The organism is Bacillus sp. FSL R9-9530, assembly GCF_038008145.1.
GTDB classification, from domain to species: Bacteria; Bacillota; Bacilli; order Bacillales; family Bacillaceae_G; genus Bacillus_A; species Bacillus_A mycoides.
The window spans coordinates 929,928-947,954 of sequence record NZ_JBBOYO010000001.1 but is presented as its reverse complement, the minus strand read 5'-3'; the positions used below and the strand labels follow the sequence as shown (position 1 = coordinate 947,954).

The 18,027-nt window shown below is 33.4% G+C and carries 15 protein-coding genes and 4 pseudogenes; 6 read left to right on the top strand and 13 right to left on the bottom strand.

The features are described from left to right. Window positions 1–123: 123 nt before the first annotated feature. From ycaC to MKX66_RS04560, 4 genes are all read left to right on the top strand, one after another. Entirely contained in the window at window positions 124–768 is a 645-nt protein-coding gene (ycaC, locus tag MKX66_RS04575; RefSeq protein WP_000131220.1) for an isochorismate family cysteine hydrolase YcaC, read from the top strand. Between the two features lie 196 nt (window positions 769–964). Continuing rightward, window positions 965–1,609, top strand: a complete 645-nt coding sequence (locus MKX66_RS04570) for a hydrolase (protein WP_097808053.1) — start codon at window positions 965–967, stop codon at window positions 1,607–1,609. Further along, entirely contained in the window at window positions 1,606–2,190 is a 585-nt protein-coding gene (locus tag MKX66_RS04565; protein ID WP_097808052.1) for an antibiotic biosynthesis monooxygenase, read from the top strand. The genes MKX66_RS04570 and MKX66_RS04565 overlap by 4 nt, the downstream gene beginning before the upstream one ends. Before the next feature lie 13 nt (window positions 2,191–2,203). Then, the gene (locus MKX66_RS04560) at window positions 2,204–4,039 is read left to right on the top strand and encodes an amidohydrolase (protein ID WP_341085640.1); all 1,836 of its coding nucleotides are present in this window, start codon (window positions 2,204–2,206) and stop codon (window positions 4,037–4,039) included. Between the two features lie 242 nt (window positions 4,040–4,281). On the opposite strand, the pseudogene MKX66_RS04555 reads toward MKX66_RS04560, so the two are convergent. The 7 genes and pseudogenes from MKX66_RS04555 to MKX66_RS04525 all read right to left on the bottom strand — a co-directional run. Then, window positions 4,282–4,392, bottom strand: a pseudogene (locus tag MKX66_RS04555) (IS6 family transposase); the annotation flags it as partial. A gap of 29 nt (window positions 4,393–4,421) precedes the next feature. After that, window positions 4,422–5,300 carry a LysR family transcriptional regulator gene (locus MKX66_RS04550; RefSeq protein ID WP_097808049.1) on the bottom strand — a complete coding sequence of 293 codons (879 nt, stop codon included), beginning with the start codon at window positions 5,298–5,300 and terminating at the stop codon, window positions 4,422–4,424. A gap of 198 nt (window positions 5,301–5,498) precedes the next feature. Further along, a pseudogene (locus tag MKX66_RS04545) lies at window positions 5,499–5,970 on the bottom strand (MarR family winged helix-turn-helix transcriptional regulator). Between the two features lie 428 nt (window positions 5,971–6,398). Next, complete coding sequence (locus MKX66_RS04540) at window positions 6,399–7,349, bottom strand: magnesium transporter CorA family protein (RefSeq protein ID WP_341085637.1); 951 nt, start codon at window positions 7,347–7,349, stop codon at window positions 6,399–6,401. Window positions 7,350–7,653: 304 nt separating this feature from the next. Next, on the bottom strand, window positions 7,654–8,679 hold the full coding sequence (locus MKX66_RS04535) for a ParM/StbA family protein (protein WP_341085635.1): 1,026 nt from the start codon (window positions 8,677–8,679) through the stop codon (window positions 7,654–7,656). 35 nt (window positions 8,680–8,714) lie between these two features. Beyond that, window positions 8,715–9,116: a peptidase U61 gene (locus MKX66_RS04530; protein ID WP_097808044.1), complete on the bottom strand. Its 402-nt coding sequence runs from the start codon at window positions 9,114–9,116 to the stop codon at window positions 8,715–8,717. A gap of 85 nt (window positions 9,117–9,201) precedes the next feature. Next, window positions 9,202–9,588 carry a general stress protein gene (locus tag MKX66_RS04525; protein ID WP_097808043.1) on the bottom strand — a complete coding sequence of 129 codons (387 nt, stop codon included), beginning with the start codon at window positions 9,586–9,588 and terminating at the stop codon, window positions 9,202–9,204. A 119-nt stretch (window positions 9,589–9,707) separates the two neighbouring features. Here MKX66_RS04525 and MKX66_RS04520 point away from each other — a divergent pair. After that, window positions 9,708–9,862, top strand: a pseudogene (locus tag MKX66_RS04520) (acyl dehydratase). 118 nt (window positions 9,863–9,980) lie between these two features. Here the strand turns inward: MKX66_RS04520 and MKX66_RS04515 are convergent. Further along, window positions 9,981–11,519 (bottom strand): alpha/beta hydrolase, encoded by a 1,539-nt coding sequence (locus MKX66_RS04515; protein ID WP_341085634.1) that lies wholly within the window; start codon window positions 11,517–11,519, stop codon window positions 9,981–9,983. 575 nt (window positions 11,520–12,094) lie between these two features. Here MKX66_RS04515 and MKX66_RS04510 point away from each other — a divergent pair. Continuing rightward, window positions 12,095–12,460 (top strand): YxeA family protein, encoded by a 366-nt coding sequence (locus MKX66_RS04510; RefSeq protein WP_097810656.1) that lies wholly within the window; start codon window positions 12,095–12,097, stop codon window positions 12,458–12,460. Window positions 12,461–12,575: 115 nt separating this feature from the next. Here the strand turns inward: MKX66_RS04510 and MKX66_RS04505 are convergent, their stop codons facing one another. The 5 genes and pseudogenes from MKX66_RS04505 to MKX66_RS04485 all read right to left on the bottom strand — a co-directional run bounded on the left by MKX66_RS04505 (window position 12,576) and on the right by MKX66_RS04485 (window position 17,956). After that, a complete protein-coding gene (locus tag MKX66_RS04505; RefSeq protein WP_341085631.1) occupies window positions 12,576–13,286 on the bottom strand; it encodes an alpha/beta hydrolase in 711 nt (236 codons plus the stop codon). A gap of 273 nt (window positions 13,287–13,559) precedes the next feature. Further along, window positions 13,560–14,402, bottom strand: coding sequence for a polysaccharide deacetylase family protein (locus MKX66_RS04500; protein ID WP_341085630.1), 843 nt, complete (start codon window positions 14,400–14,402; stop codon window positions 13,560–13,562). Between the two features lie 276 nt (window positions 14,403–14,678). Continuing rightward, window positions 14,679–15,362: an N-acetylmuramoyl-L-alanine amidase family protein gene (locus tag MKX66_RS04495; protein ID WP_341085629.1), complete on the bottom strand. Its 684-nt coding sequence runs from the start codon at window positions 15,360–15,362 to the stop codon at window positions 14,679–14,681. Window positions 15,363–15,488: 126 nt separating this feature from the next. Beyond that, window positions 15,489–17,273, bottom strand: a pseudogene (locus MKX66_RS04490) (sensor histidine kinase). Continuing rightward, complete coding sequence (locus MKX66_RS04485; protein ID WP_012261222.1) at window positions 17,270–17,956, bottom strand: response regulator transcription factor; 687 nt, start codon at window positions 17,954–17,956, stop codon at window positions 17,270–17,272. Before MKX66_RS04485 ends, MKX66_RS04490 begins: the two are co-directional and overlap by 4 nt. Window positions 17,957–18,027 lie beyond the last annotated feature (71 nt).

The following is an 18,027-nucleotide window of genomic DNA, read 5'->3' as shown; positions in this document are numbered from 1 at the left end:
CTGCTATAACTCATATTAACGGTCAGTTTAGTTACAAACTAATCGTAACAAACGAAGAAATTTAGGATAATATTCCACTGTTTAAAATTTCTTCGATTACTTAATTTTTAGGAGGAATACATAATGACTGATCTCTATTCTCGTATTAACAAAGATGATGCTGTCGTGCTTTTAGTAGATCATCAAACTGGTCTTATGTCCGGACTAGTACGTGACTATGGTGTTGATGAATTTAAGAACAATGTTTTAGCTCTTGCTCACACTGCTAAGTTTTTTGATTTACCAGTTATTTTAACAACTAGCTTTGAAAACGGACCTAATGGACCTTTAATGCAAGAATTGGTTGATCTCTTTCCTCACGCACAAAAAATAGCTCGACCTGGACAAATTAACGCATGGGATAATGATGATTTTGTAAAAGCAATCGAAGAAACTGGAAAAAAGCAACTTATCATCGCGGGCGTAGTTACGGACGTTTGTGTTGCTTTCCCGGCACTTTCCGCTATAAAAGCTGGCTATGAAGTATTTGCTGTTACTGATGCTTCAGGAACTTTCAGTAAACAAGTTGCAGATGCTGCCAATACGCGTATGGCACATAATGGTGTGCAACTTATGAACTGGTTTAGCGTAGCTTGCGAATTACAACGCGATTGGCGCAACGATGTCGAAGGTTTTGGCAATTTGCTTGCTAGTAATCTTCCAGGCTATCAAAATATAATTGGAAGCTATATGGGAGCTCAGCGAGATCTTAGTAAACAAAATGCATAAATGTATTTCAAAGAAATAGTTTTAAATCACTTTTTTAAAGTAGATAGTATAGATTTAGTGCTGATTAAATCAGCACTAAATTTTAAATTTAAAAGCATAGCAAAGCTTTTATTTTTACGATTACAGCTTTAATTAACAGAAAATAAATCATTTTAAAAAAATTGGTTTTAAATAATAAAAAAAGGAGTGTTTTATTATGAGTAATTTAGAATTATTAAATCCGGAGAACAGCGCCTTAATTTTGATTGATTTTCAGCCTCAAATGACTTTTGGAGTTGCAAGTATTGATAGACAAACATTGATTAATAACGTTATGCTACTTGCTAAATCAGCAAAAACTTTTAACGTACCTACTATTCTTACTACAGTTGAGACACGCAGCTTTTCTGGTTATTTTTGGCCACAAATTCTTGACATATTCCCAAACCATGAAATTATAGAACGCAGTTCAATGAACTCTTGGGAAGATTCAAAATTTGTTGAAGCAGTTAAAGCAACAGGTAGAAAGAAATTAATATTTGCAGCACTTTGGACTGAAGTTTGCCTTGCATTCCCTGTACTTGAAGCAATTAAAGCTGGCTATGAGGTGTATGCAGTTGATGATGCTTCAGGTGGTACTAGTTTGACAGCACATAACGCTGCTATGCGTCGTGTAGAACAAGCTGGTGCAATTCCAGTGACAGCAATTCAAGTTTTACTTGAATACCAACGTGACTGGGCACACAAAGACACTTATGATGCTGTAATGGAGATTGTAAAAGAACACACTGGTGCTTATGGTCAAGGTGTAGAATACGCATATACTATGGTGCATGGCGCGCTTCCAAGCAGGAAAATATGAAACAAGAAGGAGTAGCAGTCGAAGAGACTTACACGATGGATGCTGCTGATCCAGTAACAACGATTGTTACATGGGAAATTCAACAAGGTAAAGAAAAACAGTTTGAAAGATGGAGACATGAAATCGAAGCTGCCGCTACTAAATTCCCAGGGCATTTAGGTGTAAATCTAATAGTCCCAAATAACGAATTCAGAGAGTATACTGTTATTTTTCGCTTTGATACGTATGAGCATCTACGTGCTTGGCAAGAATCAGATGTTCGCCGAGATTTGTTAAAAACGGCAGAACAATTTCAAGTTACTAATCCAACTTACAAAACTGAAAGCAGTTTGGCTTATTGGTTTGTTACTCCGAAAACGCCAGTTCCACCACCAAAATGGAAAATGTCTATCGTTACCCTTCTGGGTGTATGGCCTCTTAGCATGTTAGTTCCTAAATTGATAGGACCTATTATAAAACATATGAATCCTATTATGTCCGCTTTTTTTGTTTCTGTATGTATAGTGTCCTTGCTATCATGGGTAGTTATGCCGATTTTCGGTAAATTATTTCATCCATGGTTACAAAATAATAGGAAGTAGACGAGGTGTGAATATGAATTTACCGGATATGATCTTATATAACGGAAAAATTACTACCCTTAATCCCTCTCAACCTGAGGTATCTGCTATCGCCATAACTGATGGTTTAATAACTGCAGTAGGTGGAGATGAACTTCTTGATAGTGCCACAGAAAAAACAAAAAAAATAGACCTTAAAAGAAAAAGAGCTATTCCAGGCCTGAATGACTCTCATATACACGTTATTCGTGGCGGTCTTCATTATAATATGGAATTACGATGGGAAGGTGTACCTTCAATTGCCATTGCTCTCGAAATGCTCAAAGAGCAGGCGAGGCGTACACCTGCTCCTCAGTGGGTAAGAGTAGTTGGAGGTTGGTCTGAATTTCAATTTAAAGAGAGACGGCTGCCAACTTTGGAAGAGATTAATGCTGTTTCTGAAGATACACCTGTCTTTGTGCTACATCTTTACGATAGAGCACTTGTAAATCGTGCAGGGCTGCGTGCACTGGGATACACAAAAGATACCCCAGACCCTCCAGGTTGTTTAATTGAGCGGGATAAACGAGGTAATCCAACGGGCCTTTTAATTGCGAATCCTAACGCTTCTATTCTTTATTCAAGTTTGGGTAAAGCTCCAATACTTAATGTTGACGACCAGATTAACTCAACTCGCCATTTTATGCGCGAATTAAATAGATTAGGCATTACAAGTGCCATTGACGCAGGTGGTGGTTTCCAAAATTATCCTGATGACTACAAAGTTGTTGAACATTTAGCCGAGAAGGAACAATTAACTTTACGTATTGCTTATAATCTATTTACGCAAAATCCTAATCATGAATATGAAGACTTTGCTTCATGGGCAAAAATTGTTTCTCCAGGTCAAGGAACTGATAAGTATAAAATGAATGGTGCCGGAGAAATGTTAGTATTCTCGGCAGCCGATTTTGAAAAATTTCAAATGCCACGACCCGAACTAGCTACGATGATGGAAGCTGACTTAAAGAAAGTAATTTCTCTATTGGTGGAAAACCGTTGGCCATTCCGTTTACATGCAACTTATGACGAGTCAATCACACGATTCTTAAATGTATTTGAGGAAGTCAACAAAGAAATTCCTTTTAATAGTCTACGATGGTGGTTTGACCATGCAGAAACAATCTCAGAACGTAGTATGGAACGTGTTAAAGCTTTAAATGGTGGTATTGCCATCCAAGACCGCATGGCTTTTCAAGGTGAATACTTTGTTGATTTATACGGAAAGGAAGCTGCAAAGCGTACTCCTCCAATTTATCGTATGTTAGACCTAGGTATACCTGTTGGCGCCGGTAGTGATGCAACTAGGGTTTCCAGCTATAACCCTTGGGTCGCTCTTTACTGGATGGTTGCCGGAAAAACCATTGGTGGGCTTTCAATATACGATGAAAAAAATAAACTTGATAGAAAAATAGCCCTGGAATTATATTCAAAAGGAAGTGCGTGGTTCTCTGGTGATGAAGGTAAAAAGGGAACCCTTGCAGTAGGTCAGTTTGCTGATATTGCTGTATTGTCTGCTGACTACTTTACTGTGCCAGAAGAAGAAATTAAAGACCTTGAATCATTACTCACCATTATGGGTGGGCAGGTTGTTTATGGAAATGATGAATTTAAAAATTTATCACCTGAATTGCCGCCAGCATCACCTGATTGGTCACCGACGGGAGTTTATGGTTATGGTGGTACTAACCTAGCCCACACTATACTTTCTCACGATGCCCATGATCACAAGTTACATAGTTGCAGTAACCCTCTCCACCAACACACTCATACTGTAATAGGAAAAGATGGAACTAAATGGGGTATTGGTTGTACTTGCTTTGCTTTCTAAGTCAAAACCACCGGTATAATGCCGGTGGTTTTCTTTCTACAATAAGGGTTTGGAGCCGAAGACGGATCCAAATAAGTATTGGTATTAAGATCATAATGGTAATATGGGCTCTATGTAGATTCGAAACAGCAGTATATCCCTAACGAAATCTATTACTATGCAATAAGACCGAATAGTTGATTGATTAACTTGATTTGTTTTTTGACAGACTTCTTTCCTTACAAAGTTTGTCCTTTTTCCCTTAAGTAAAAGTCAATGGTATTCCCATTTAAATCGAATACACCACACATATAAATCCACTGCCCTTTGACTTTAATATAGGTCTTATCCCAAGAATTATGTATCATTTTTAATTCTCACACTATAATCATTATTGTTTCTATTATACTGATACTTTTTCAGGCTCATGTAACTTCTGCATAAAGATACGTGCTGCAAAACTTAAAAATTTATCATCAAAGTGAATAAGATTAATATCTTGACTTGGTGTTGGATCAATAATACGAACTATGCTCAAATTATCATTATTAACAAAGTCAACCAGTGAAAGAGGTATTATGGCAACCCCATGTCCATTATATACAAGGCTCAATAGAGAAATAGAAGATTTTGTTTCTATATTTGCTTCAGATAAAGATAACCCTAAACTCTCACAATATATTTTAATAGATTCACGACAACTACATGAAACCATTATTCTACTCAGCCCTACTAATTCTCGAAAAGAAACAAATGATGTTTCATTCAAAGGATGATTTTTTGGAATGACAAGGACAAGCTCTTCGCTATACAAAAGGGTGCTTGTTAATGTGTCTGGAATTTGAGCACTACGCGTGATGCCTATATCAATATTTTTATCAACGATTTGATTTACAGCAACTTCGGATTCTATAATTTTTACTACGATGTTAGGATAATGTTGTTGAAACTTCATAATATAAGGTGTTAAATAGGTAAGATCCTCTAATAAACCTCCTATAGTAATTACACCTCTTTTTACACCCTTTAATTCAAAAATTTCATTATAAACGTCATCAAATTGTTGCATGATAAATTTTCCTTTATCAAATAGCAGCTTACCCGCTTCTGTCATTTTGATACCTCTTCCAACTCGATGAAACAAGGGTGTATCAAGTTCACCTTCTAACACACGGATTTGTTGACTTAAAGTCGGCTGTGAAATACCTAGAACTTCCGCAGCTTTAGTAAAACTATTATTATTACAAACTTGAATAAAATACTCTAAATGACGTAATTCCATTCTTGATACCCACTCTCCGCTTTATGAAAGATTTATAATGAAAAGGACAATATGTATACGTTAACATAACAACTTTATTTCCTACTATACTAATTGCAATTACATAATTTCTTTATTTTGTATTACAACAAATTTCCTCCTATTTATTTAATTTATATTTAATTAGGATATTACTAAACAGAAATAACCTCTAAAAACTTACAATTTCTGTGTGTAACATCCTAACTTTTTCAACTGTTTAATTATCATTTTTCTCAATATAGTCCAAACTATCAAATATTTCCCAAACATCCTCTTTATGCTGAGGAAAAATAGTATCCATCAATTCAATACCTTCTGAAGTAATTGACACATACGTGACACGGCGGTCTTTAGGACATAGTTTTCACCTCTTCTTTTCCCACCTATCCACTACATACGTGATACTACTACTTGCAAGTAATATTTTGTCTCCAATTTTTTATAGGCTGATCGCCTTTACTGTATAGTAGCTCAAGCACTGCAAATTCAGTTGGATTAAGTCCATAAATTTTATATCCTTTTCAATACGTTTAGTGATTGACTGTAATCCCCTTGATAATATAACAAATAACTTTAAAGATAAGCTCTCATCGTTAATCACGCTCGTAATTACCAATCCTTTACAAGTTATCTTGAATTCGAGATTCATTATATTATCGTCAAAATATTATGTCAATAATTCATTTTATCTTTATCAAGCCACTTATAATTTATTTCTCAACATAAGACATATGGAATTAGAAGAAAACAATTGTTAATATATAAGTATCTCAATTACGTTATTTCTTTTAAAGAGAGCTTGTTTTCTAACGCAAGTTCTCTTTTGTCCTATTCTAAATTGAATCCGGACAAATTTCAGATAATGAGTCTGCCCATGTGTATGATATAGTTTTTAAACAAAGATTAGAGCCCTCCTACAAGAAGGAGAACTCTAATCTTTCATATAAATATTCACCATTTTTATCATTGTGGGGACATCAAAACTTTAACTTAATGGGGATATGGTACTACCCCCATTAATAAATATTAATAACCATATTTCTAGGTTAATATCTATCATATTTTTTAAAAACAGGATTAATTAGATTTAAAAAAAGATTTCTTTTTCTTTACTCGTAATAAATCACCTGTCCATCCTTTGACTCGCATATACAAATACATACCCCCTGTTGTGAAAATGATAAATAAGAGAGCGATTAAATAGCTATATTTCCATTCTAGTTCAGGCATGTATTTAAAATTCATACCCCATAATGCTCCTAAGGCTGTCAAAGGCGTACTCACAGCAGTTAATACAGTAAGAGCTTTCATAATTTCATTCCCACGGTGAGAAGAAACAACTTCTTGTAAATGAATCATCGTGTCTAATTCTTCTTGGTACTCTTTAACAAGTTGTAATCCACGCTCTAATTTCAAGTGTGTTTGTTTATAACAAAGAATTTTTGTTATATTTTCTAACCAAGCTTCCTCCAAGCCTTGTAACACTTCTTGTATTAAGCGAAACACATGTGTGTTCATAAATAATTCATGACGAATATGATAAATTTTTTCTAAAACTGCTATGTTATTATGATGATAAAAATCCCATAATACATTTCTGAAATTATTTTCAAAATAGTCAACCTCTCGCAAATAGTGAGATATAAACATTGATAAGATAGCACATAATCCTTCAGCGGAACTATTACAATTTTTTGTACCCATAGGGAAATTATGTATTAATTTTTGGAAATCCTCTTCCTCTTTTTCCTGGACCGTTATCAGTATTCCATGAGCTACGAAATAATGAAGAAAGTTTTGAATTTTGGCGTCCTTTTTATCTTGATCATATAAAAACGAACCACATACACAAGTTTGACTTGGTGATAACGTATAAACATATAATCCATTTTCACAAGGAGAACTTATTTTCTTTACAAATTGAGAGAAATAAGATGTTACATCACGAGGGATTATAGAAGAAAGTTTTTCAAGCTCACTAGTTTTCACATGATACCAACTCCATTTCGGCATTTTTATGCACTCCATATTATTCTTCCTTTCTGAATAGTTTTATGTTTAATCGAATAATATCCGTAATATGAAATTTGTATGTAGTATTCATGTCTTGGAGGAAAAGTTTTTAGATCAACTAAATTACAAAATAAATGGCATAGGAGGTCTTATTCTGTTAAAAGGAAGACCCCCTATATATTAGCTATTTTTATTCTCAATTTTAAACATTTACTCTATACAAGCACTTTTTATCTTTTCTTATAAAGAATTTATTATATGTGGAAAAGAAGCTACATAATTTGGCACGTCTATTCAACGAACTCCATTTCGGTCGTTATTATAATTTAGATTCATATGCAGATTGATTGGTGATGTCGTCAAATACTTGACTTCCAATAATGTAGTATCCATGAAGTGCAGCCTCTTTCGAAGCGTCTACCATACGGAAAGAAGAAATTTCACCTTGTATTTTTTCAATTCGTTTTTTGTGGATATCTACTATTCCTCCTGTCCAAATAATAGTATCATACTGGTCTAACTTAAATTGTTCTTGTAATACACGCATAACGTCTTGGAAGTGTGCATCCAACTCTTTTTGAATCAAAGTATTAACCTGACTTGTCTGATGATTTTCTTCTCGACCTCCATATCCTTTTTCTAATATTTTTGGGATTTCGTTAATATGCAATTGATTACTTTCACCCGCATGATTCTGCAGGATATTCTTAATATTTTTCAAAGGCTTGCTACATCCTAGTTCCGTCTCATAATGATTTAAAATGACATTCTGTTTCATATCTGTCATTTCTAATGTACGAAATCCACCATCAATAATTAAGATACGATCTCGTTCCTGAATGATCCCCTCTTTTAAGAAATAGGCATGTAAAGCGACCGGTTGCTGAAGAATCAAAGCATTTTCCACCGTAATATTAATAAATTTCCCATCAATTTGCACGGAAGTTTCTTTTTTTAATACATTTTGTAATTGCTCATGCTGACTACCAAAACAAGTAACGGGAAGCCCGGTAACAACTAAAGGTAACACGACATTTTCTTTATAATCCTTTGCAATGCAACCAAATATTTGTTGTTTAAACCGTTCGCTTTCATAATAATTTTCTATTTCTTCGTCAAATGGAGGAAGAAATGAAGCGCCAGATTGATGTGCTTCATTTCCCATGTAGTATGCAAAGTCTAAGTCTATAAAACTTACCTTTGTTAAATCTTCACTTTCAGCATGATTAGGTACAGGGGCTAGTGTGGAAACTTCACTCTTAATCGTCACCTCAGAATCTACATCCTGTCGATATGCTCGCTTAGTAAAGCCAATTCCTACATCAATTGCATACAGAGATTTCATACTTTTTTCCTCACTTTCTCTTTTTAGAATTAAATCTAAGCACTCTCTTCTTTCCCTTCTTTCATATATTTCTTTTCATTTTTCTTTTTTTCCCCGTCTATGTCCTTACTATTTTGATTTATTTCGTAATCCTTTTCATCTTTTTTCTTTTTGTCATTTTCGTTTTCTGTTAAATCTTTAATAGTAGAAATGACAACCGGTGTGGCTGTAAGCAGTTGTGGTAATGTTTGTTTTGCAACATTAGCTGCAGTTACAGAGAATTGTTTACTTGTCTCAGTTACCTTCTCTAATGTTTCCTTTATGTTTCCTTCTTGTAGTTTGTCTTTTATGCTTTTTCCTGTTGTTTGTATAGCTTTCCGATTTTCTTTTTTTAATAAGGAGACCACGACTCCGGTCGTAATCCCAATCACAGCATATTTAAATATTGTATGTTTCATTTTTCTCACCCTTCTCTACTTTTATTTTCTTCCATGCTACAACCTAAAATAATTAACTTATCTATTTATCAGATGTTGCAATCTATTAGAGAGAATGATAGTTTTGCAGATGCCTATCACTCGCCGTTGGTGTTTCAGCTGTTACTAGAAGTAAAATTCTCCCTTGATCTAGTTTTTCTTCATATAAATTAGCTTCCTCCTTCGACAACCCCATTTCCTCCATTTGATTTCGGAGTTCGTCCCCTTTTTTGGAGAAAAAGTTGATAATACTTGTTCCTAATCCTTGTTCTTTTACTCCAATCGTATTTGTGTTTGTATCATCCGCAATCTTTTTTGTTAGATGTTTTTCATGTGTTAAGACGTAAATGTCATCTTGGCGAATCCCTTGCAATTCTAGCTCTTTTACTTTCATAACTACTTCCTGTTCATTTTCATATTCATGAACCACCGGTTTTCTTTCATTCTTATGCATTGTATTTTTCCTCCTTTAGATTTTTTATTTTTTTATTTAGTTGTTATGTAATATGTAATACACCTATTTTAAAGATGTTAAACCTAAATTTTCAAAAAACTTCATACAATAGGTTATTAATGTTTTTGAATATCAAAGAAATGTCACGAGCACTTTGCTTTGATAACAGTGTTACAAATAACAATTTATTTGGAAGGCAAGCCCCTTATTTTATAGAAAGTTTCTATTTAGAAAAAGTTAAAAAGGAGTACAAGATATTTTTTTCGTTAATTAAATCAAAGGAAAATATAAAAACACTCCTTTTCAAAGAGTGCTTTTAAAAAACATATAACCTAATAAAAATGTTTCTATTTTGATTACAGAAAGAAAGTCTTTATTAAAACATATGGTTGCTAATTTAATTGCGATCTTCCTTGCACCCAAGCAGCAATATCATTTATAACATACTCAGGTATATTAGCAGGACTATAATATTCATCCGGCTTACTTATTTCCCCATCACCCTCTGTAAAGAAATGATTTAACTTTGGATATAGTCGATAATCAACGTTATCTCGTTCTTTTAATTGTTCTTTCCAAAGAGGAATTTCGATTTTTGATTGAACTTGATAGTCTCTTTCTCCTTGAATAATAAGAAGCGGTGTCTTTTGTTCTTTTGACATTTCTGCTGCTTTAATTTTCCGGATAGAATCCCAAAATACTGCTGATCCTAAGTAAAAATCTTTTGGGGGATTCTGACTAGAGAAATTGGGATCATTTAATAATTCAAATTGCGATTTGTAGAATTTATATTCCTCTAGGTTCATTGCTCCAATAGAAAAAAGGTACTCAAATTGATCTAAAACAACGTCTTGGATCGTACGAGCTGGCCCTCCCATTACAATTGCCCCAGCAATATTTTGATTTTGGTCTTTTTCAATCATTTTCGGAAGCATCATTCCACCTTGACTATGACCCAGAATATAAATTTGATTCTTATCTATTAGAGGCTCATTTTTAAGAAATTGAGTTACAAGAAGAGCATCATCTGTTGTCTCTTTATCAACTGTATAAAAGGGACTGAATTGTGTTTTCAACCCATGTTCATATGTTCGTTTATTATAGCGAAGGACAGCAATTCCCTTCGATGCAAGACCTTCAGCTAAATCGCGAAATGGTTTTAAAGCAAACGCTGTTTCATCCTGATCAGTTGCTCCAGATCCTTGAACAAGAATAACCGCTGGGAAAGGACCCTTTCCTTTTGGAACAGACAATGTTCCTGGTAATGGAAATGCACCACTTCCAACTACTACTTCTTTATCAACAAATGATTCAGGCTTACTATATGATGGACGCTCTGCAACAGGACTAAACGACATGCTGAGTTGAAAATCGTCTATTTTTCCAGATGGATCTAGTTTTATTAGTAAAGGTACAGTCATTTGTTCAAAAACTAATTGAATCTCCACATTTGTATGAACAGGATTTGTCTCTTTTTGTGTAACCTCTCCAATTTCTATAAAAGAACCTGCTTGTAATTGAACTGGCAGTCCCTCCCAATAGCTCTTCAACCATTCTTTGGATATTATTTTCTGTAATGACCTTGAGGTTAAATCAAATGCAGATTTATATTCTTCACTATTCATATGGCGAATAAATGAAAGAGTAGTAGATATAATAGGATTTTCATCATCACTATTGTCTACTTTTTTTATAGTTGTGTTTGCTTCCTTTAATTTCGAAATAAATTGGTGGTTAAACAGATAATTATATGTATCAGGATATAAGCTTGTTTTCAATACTTCCGTATTCCGTCCCTCATACAAACTTGAAGAACTCGTAAAATTTTCAGGTGAAATTACTTCCTCCGCATATGAGACTGAGGGAATTGTTATTGTACAAATTGCACTGACAAGTAATAACTTATTGCTTATTCTTCTTTTCTTACCCATAATTATTGATTCTCCTTTCAAAATTAAAAATTTCTAATACAGTATGCCAACTATAAGGAAAATAAAAATTATCAAAGAGATTAATAATCTATTTTACGATCCCCCTCTCAAGTTAAAAAGCTATCATTAACAAACTTCAATAAAAAATGCCTTCCCCCTCTTTTTTTATCGTTGGATTTTCCAATGACCTAGAAGCACAGCACTAAATTACATGTAACTGCCCCATGGGATTCTCTATTCCAAAAGAAAAAAGCACCCCACTAGATGCTTTCTTTAATTGTTCTCACTATAATTTATTTAGATAATTCTCTTATTACTGTAAGATAAATTTATTCTAGTTCCTAAATCCCACTTATTTCTTAATTCACTCATACCAATATAAAACCAAATAACCTACCATCAAAAAATAAAGAAAACAGGTTATTTGGCTATTCATTCCGTAAGCTTAATGCTCAAGTTAATCTTTTTTTCACACGGTTAAACTTTATTAAGAAAACCTTAAGGAATTTCCCTCTATATTTATAAGAATTTTTTTCTATACTGAATCATGTAAATGAACAAGAGGAGAAACGATCATGAAGAAATTTGTAATTTGCATACTAGGAATAGGCCTCCCTATATACTTACTACCTTTCATATTACGCGGGGATTTGGACAGATTTAATCCGATTGCTGAAGAAAAAAATGTATACGCCATTGCGAAGGGATATGGTGTTCCAGATTATCATCATAAAGGAAGAGCTATGTACTCCCTAAAAAGTGTTGATGAATCAAAAAATGAGAAAGAATATACAGTAGGAACTAGCACCCCTAATGATTTTATAAGAAAAACTTACTTAAAAATTCATGTGAAAGGTAAGTATGTCTATTCCTACGACATTATTTCTGAAAAGGACATTCCGGAGAAAATAAGGGGACAATTGGAGATAGCAAATAAATAAAAGAGCCAATTCGTACGAGTTGGCTCTTTATTATCTCTCCCACCTACCGTTAGGCTATCTTCCTACACATGCTTGAGATGGGAGAATCCTTTCGGTAAATTTATTACATTCGCTATCATTGTTTTAACAACCATTCCTCAATTACTTTCACTGTTTCATCTTGTTGTGCTTTTGGCGTAATTAAGCTTGCATTATCACCTTTCTGCTCACCGTACATGCCAAAATTAGCATGATTGCCGCCTTTTATCATGTGCATAGTTGTATTTTTTGACATTAACTTTTTATGGTTCTCTATTTTTTCTACAGTTGCTAAAGCATCTACTTCCCCATAAATTGATAACATCGGAATCGATTTAGTGGAGAAATCATCTGCAGGATACGAACCTAAGAAAATGATCCCGTCTACCTTGTCTTCATGTTGAAAGGCATACTTAGAAATCATAGCTCCCCCCATTGAATGCCCCGCAACATACCATTTCTGAACTTCAGGATACTGTTCCATTACACTGTCTACTGCATTGATTCCAAGTATCGCTAAATTTAATGGCAACTCAGGCATTACTACAAAGTGCCCATCTTTTGCAAGAGCTTCTCCTAAGTAACTATAAGCCTCAGCTTCTACTTTAGCTCCTTGATAAAAAATAACCCCTACTTTAGCATCTTTCTCTCCAAAAACTATATTATCTTCATCTTTTTTATCATCTACTAACGACAACGCCTCTTTCGTTGGTTGATAAGTAAACTGAGACCAAACAAAAAAACTAATACTTCCCATAAGTAAAATACCTAGTAAAGAGTACAGAACAATTTTCATCCACTTCTTCACATATATGCCCTCCCTAAGATGTGTATATTCTATACTTTAATTATTATTACTATAATTGTCGAATAATCTTAACTAATAAGTTTAGAAAAAATAATACGAGCCCTGAAATGCCGTTTTAACATAAATTCAATATATTATTTTAAAACGTAAGCTTCATAAGCTAAGTAAAATTTTATAAAGAAAAAGCCGATTTCCTTATCGTATAGGAAATCGGCTTTTGGCTTAGTTATTGATTTAGTAATAAAAAACATCTTGTTAAGATAACCTCGTTCACTATAGACGTTGATCTTTCTGGAAGTTTAGACGAAAATGATCCTCATCATTATATACCCCAAATTCATACCCTTGCTCTTTATAAAATTTAATAATGTCAGGAAGTGCTTGTAATGTTTGCGCCTTTTCATGCATTAAAACAACTTCTACTTCTTCTGTTGTCTGTTTTTTTACATTTTCGATAATCTGAGTTGGATTATCTTTTAATTTCCAATCATTTGAGTCTACTGTCCAATCCCAAACTTTTATTGCTGCTTCTACAATTTGATTCCGAATTTCCTCACCCTTTAACCCTGGTGCAGATCCATATGGCGGACGGACTAGTTTAGGAGTTGTGCCCGTAATATTATGGATAAGATCTAACGTTTCTTTCATCTCTGGTACAAATTGTCCCTTTTTGTATAGCTTATCACTATTATGTGTCATACTATGTGCACCAATATAATGTCCTTCTTTTACTGCTCGTTTTACATTTTCCTGAAAACCTGTATTTTGTAAATTACTACCTTGCATAAAAAATGTCGAAGCAACATTTTGCTCTTTTAGTACATCTAAAAATTTCCCAGTTAATTCGCTAGGACCGTCATCGAATGTTAAATAAACAACCTTTCCTACCGGTTTTCCATCAGGTCTTTTCTGTTTTGTCGGTGGTGTTTCCTTTTTCTTTTCTTGTTGTTGCGTATTAACTTGTTTACTACTTTCATTAGCTACTCCCTTCGCTGGGATAGAGTTCCATTCCCCTATTAAAAAGAATGTGAAAAAGGTCGTTGCTAAAACAACTCCTAGAGATATTATTACCTTAGTTAATCGACTTGTTTTTTCCTTACTTTGTGATTCTTTCATTATTTTTCGATCCTTTCCCTATTAATTTTCATATTCATTATTTATAAAGTTGAATCTTTCAGTTTCAACCGGTGTTTACAATAAATAGATTAATAGAGATGGATAAAGATAAAATGCAGATAATGTCGAAATCAGTTAAAGAATAGCGTATTGCATCCACTCTTTAGAAAAATATTTGTTTCTAATTTAAAAACTGGATATACACCCAAAATAAAAAATACTAATCTTCCTAATTAAGATTTAGAAAGAATAGTATTTTTCTATTTGCCTATTTTATTACATCGTAAAATAATTAATAATGCCATCCACAATACCTTTTTGCGATTTTGCTTGGAATTCTTCTGAATTCATTCTTTTTTCATCATTCGCATTAGATGTAAACCCTAACTCAATTAAGATAGCCGGAGAAGGATTTTCTCGTAAAACAAGAAAATCACTTCCATGAATGCCTCTATCACGGCTGTCTATATTTTGATCAAAAATAGCTTCTTGTACGGTCTTAGCTAACTTTTTATCTTTCCTTTTATTAGATCCATAATGAGTTGTTATTCCTTTTACATTTGTATCCTCAAAAGCATCATGATGAATGCTAATATAAAGATCCGCCGCATGTTCTTTCACTACTTTGACACGCGCTTGCAATTCTTCCTTTTGTTTTGTTTCTGAAAGTAAACTCGCATCTTTTTCACGTGTCAATATAACTTTTGCATCCGTTCTTTCTTCTAATTCTTTCTTTATATTTTGTGCTACTTTTAAATTAAGCTCTTTTTCAATCGTTCCAAATTTCTTTCCTTTCGTCCCTCTATCTCCTCCACCATGCCCTGGATCAATTACAATTGTTTTTCCTCTTAATCGTAAATCCTCTTGTGATATATTTTTATGCCCCTTAGCATGTATGAAACTAACTCCTGTGCCCATTATTAATATTATAAATAAAAGCAATGTCACTCTTTTTTTCATTTTAACAATCTCCTTATCAGCTTTTCATTCCGTTTCTAATGAAGATATTAATGAATGCTGATAAAGATAAAATGCAGATAATGTCGATTTTGTTTAAAAATGATAAAAACGTGTAGAACGACAATTCTACACGTTTTTATTTAAATAGAAGAAAAATAACACTCCATCTTCTGTATTCGAAACACCATATTCTGCGCCATGCAGTTCTAATATATTTTTTGAAATAGCAAGGCCCAATCCTGTTCCGCCTTTGGAGCGTTGACGAGACGTATCCCCTCGATAAAAACGATCCCATATTTTTTCTACATGTTCTGGCGCGATATGAGCCCCTTTATTTTCTACACATACTTTTACACGTTCATTTTCTTCTATTGTAGAAATAATAATATTCTCATGTTCCGGTGTGTAACGAATCGCATTCGTAATAAAGTTAGTAACCACCTGTTCTATTCGATGTGGATTTGCGACTACCTCAATTTTAGAAAGTTGTTTATGCACATGTAATTGCCTAGCTGTTATATCCGAGGTTAATTGCTCACATATATAATCAATCATCTCATCAATATGGAAAACATCCATTTCCATTTTATACGTACCAGACTCGAATTTTGCTAACTCCAGCATATCAATAATAAGCATATCCATTTTATCTACTTCTTTTGACATTGCTTTAAAGTAATAATCCTTTTTATTACTAGCAACACCATCCTCCAAAATTGAAATACAGCTCTTCATAATACTTAAAGGTGTTTTTAACTCATGTGAAACACCAGCGATAAATTCTTTACGTGTATTTTCTAATTACTTTTCTTTCTCTATATCTTGCTGCAATTGATTAATATACGAATGCAAAGCCTTAGAAAGTGTATTAATATTTTGTGATAAAGCACCTATTTCATCCTTTGTAGTAATAGGTATCGTCTCTGAGAAATCTAAACCAGCGATTTTTTTTGTAGTATCATTTATTTGTAATAGTGGTTTGGCAATTTTATTTGAATAATAGAACGATATCAAAACGATTAAAATCAAAACAAATATAATTAAATATACATAATAATCCTTTATCATTTGCACAGCTTCATCAACTGGCTGTAATGATGTCATAGCAAATATATAATTCACCTTACCATCTGCATCTATTGTTGGTTTGATTAATAGTTTATATTTAATATCATTTTCTTCATAGTCCACTATTTCTGTAGAAGTAATATTATTTGGTTTTTGATTTAATATTAAATCAACCTGAAATTGTTTTATTCTATCTATTAACACACGATTTCCATAAATAGAGTTAGTTCCTACAGTACCCTCCGGTAACTGCACGTTCTTAATACTTCCTGCTAAATATAACTGTGAATTTCCTTTTGAAGATGCGATTTTTGGGCCATATAACTTCTCTGACAATTGCTTGTTCTCTAGCCCAACATTCTTCTCTTTTATTGTTAACATCGCAGGGACTACTGCATCACCTTCCTGCACTCCATCGATAATAATATGATTCCCCTGTTCTAAACTATCTTTTATCCTTTGTATATCTTCTAAATTAACAAAACTATACAACGGTATCTGAATTAAACGTTCAGAAAAGGTGTTATTTCCGTTAGGATCTAACTGAATTTCTAAAGAAAAATCACTTGCATATTTTATATTCCCTACACTATCTAACGTTGTAATCCATGTCGCATTATCTTGATAGAAATTTTGTTCCAACTCTTGAATCCTTTTCACGTCATCTCCAGCTTTTATATATGCCTTTTCAAAGGATTGAATATTCGTTTTAATATCATTAACTTTTCGATTCGAATAATATTGCTTAAAAAATATGGTTTGTCCAATAAAAATAGTCACTAAAATAAGTGTGCATAATGCCGTAGTTAATATAAATAACTTTAATACAATTCCTTTTTTCATACCTGTCCCTCAAATTTATAACCAGTTCTAACAACGGTTACAATACAAGTCGCTTTTCCCCCTAATTTATGACGCAAATTACGGATATGACTATTAACAGTACGATCATCCCCAGCGAATTCATAACCCCAAATTTTAGTGATTAGTTGTTCTCTCGAAATTACAATCCCTTGATTTTGCATGAAATACGTTAATATTTCAAATTCTGTATGTGTCATACTTATGTCTTCCCCATCTACAGTTACTGTACGAGAAGGGAAATGTACATGGATACCACTACTAGTTAATGTGTCTGCAGTAGATACATTAATAGTGGAAGAATATCGGCTTTCAATTAATCGTTTTGCCCTTGCCAATAAAATAGGAGGACTATATGGTTTTGTAACATAGTCATCCGCTCCCATTTCAAATCCCAGTAAAGTATCATCTTCATCCACCCGAGCCGTTAGCATAATAATAGGTACATTAGATTTCTTACGAATTCGCCGGCAGACCGCCCAACCATCTAATTCCGGTAACATAATGTCTAAAATAATTAAATGTACCTCATGTTCTTCAAATATAGATAATGCTTCTTTCCCATCAATCGCCTCTAAGACGTTATATCCTTCGTTTAGTAGGTAATCCTTCATTATTTCACGTAAAATATCTTCATCTTCTACAATTAAAATTGTTCTTTGCATATTTCATCTTCCCCACGATTAATTTTATTTTTATGAAGAAATAGTTCATTTTATATTTTAACCAATTAGAA